The organism is Fibrobacter sp. (genome assembly GCA_024399065.1).
GTDB lineage: Bacteria > Fibrobacterota > Fibrobacteria > Fibrobacterales > Fibrobacteraceae > Fibrobacter.
The window spans coordinates 1-1,834 of sequence record JAKSIB010000086.1; the positions used below are offsets into that span (position 1 = coordinate 1).

1 pseudogene is annotated in these 1,834 nt (G+C 48.5%); it reads right to left on the bottom strand.

What is annotated here, in order from left to right:
* Positions 1–144 precede the first annotated feature (144 nt).
* Positions 145–1,704, bottom strand: a pseudogene (locus tag MJZ25_16535) (IS1182 family transposase).
* Between the last annotated feature and the right edge of the window lie 130 nt (positions 1,705–1,834).

The window sequence follows — 1,834 nt, forward strand, 5'->3', positions numbered from 1 at the left end:
ACTTTTGCACGTCCTCATCTTATGTCAAGCCACAATCTTTATTGAAAAGTATTCATCAAGTCTAAAATCCTTGATTTCGTTCGAATTTGGGCTTAAAACCGGTTTATAGCCATCATTTTTTGAATTATGAGGGCCAGAAGGTGCATCAGTAGCCTTTTTGGAAAGATTTCTCCATAGTTTCTGGATATTGAAAGACATGGCGAGTATGGCAAAGTCCATTCTGACCTTGTCTAACCCGCGATGACGGAAACGTCGGTATTGCTTGTTGAACTTGATCTGTCCGAAGACCGCCTCCGGTTCTATCGGACGCCTGCTCCTATGCTTCAGGCCTTCCTCTGAAAGCAGCCTCTCCCGAGCCTTTCTCTTGTAGGCGTTCAGCTTGTGGTTGACCTGTATGATCCTGTTTCCCCTGGCCTGGAAGCACCGGCTCCGGATGGGACAGCCTTCACAATTCTGCGCGCGGTATTTGTCGATGGTGGAGGTGTAACCGTTGGCGTTTGTAGCCTGATACCGTCCGATATGCGTCATGTGCTGACCCATCGGACAGACGTAGTAGTCTTCCTTCTCGTTGTAGTACAGATTCTCCTGACGGAAGGCATCTTCCCGGAATGGACGGTGCTGCTCCTTGTGGAACCAGTTGTATTTGACGAAGGCTTCAATGCCCATCTGCTCCATCACCTCATAGTTCTGCTCGCTGCCATAGCCGGAATCTGCACAGACCGTATCCGGAAAGCGTCCATACAGGTCAAAGCCAGACTGCAGGTATGACGGCAGGGTCAGTGTATCCGTAGGATTGGGGAAGAAGTCATATACCGTTATATACTGGTTCTCCGTAGAGATCTGCACGTTATAACCCGGTTTTGTCTGCCCGTTCCGCATGGCATCCTCCTTCATGTGCATGAATGTGGCATCAGGATCGGTCTTTGCGTAACTGTTCCTGTCGCCAAGGGTCTCAAGCTTATCCTCGTATTCTGCGAGCTTCTCCTGTGCCTTCTGGAGCTGTTTTACTGTTTTCTTCCGCTCCTTCAGCTCCTGCTTCGCGGCTCCTTCTTTTTCTTTCCTTGCCGTCGTCTCATTTATTCCATCGATAATCTTCCGGAGGGTGGATGAGTCCATCTCCGTGGTCTCTTCTGCAGGCGCGTTGTCCTGAGCTATCCCTTCGTCGATCTGCGATAGGATATCCTTGATCTTGCCTTCAAGCTTCTCCTTGTTCTTTTCCGTCGTCTTCTTCCAGACAAAGGTGTACTTGTTGGCCACCGATTCGATCTTCGTGCCATCTATATACTGCACGTCGAGACTGAGCTGACCGGCTTCCACAAGCTTCATGACCACCTGGACGAACAGGTCATTGACCGCATCCTTCAGATGCTCGCTGCGGAAGCGGTTGATCGTACTGAATGAGGGTGTCTGTCCTCCGCTCAGCCACATATAGTGGAAGTCCCGATCCAGCAGGGATGCAATGCGACGGCAGGAATAGATGTTGTTCATATAGGCATAGAACACCACCTTCAGCAGCACTCGCGGATGGTATGGCGTCGTGCCGCCATCCTTATAGGTTTCGATGACCTTATCCAGTTTTAGACCATCAACAATGCTATCTATAAGACGCACTGGAGCTCTTTGGGGGATTTTTTCGCCCAAATCAACAGGAAATATTGAGACAACTCCTGTATTATATGATTTAAATCGTACTTTTGTAGACATGTTATAACTGCCGCAAAGATACACATTTTTGCGGATATAAAAAAGTCCGAGCTTGTGAAAGTCCGGACTTTTAATTTAAATTAGCAAATAGAGGGTGTGTCTGGGGCTTTATACCTTTTGACACACCCTC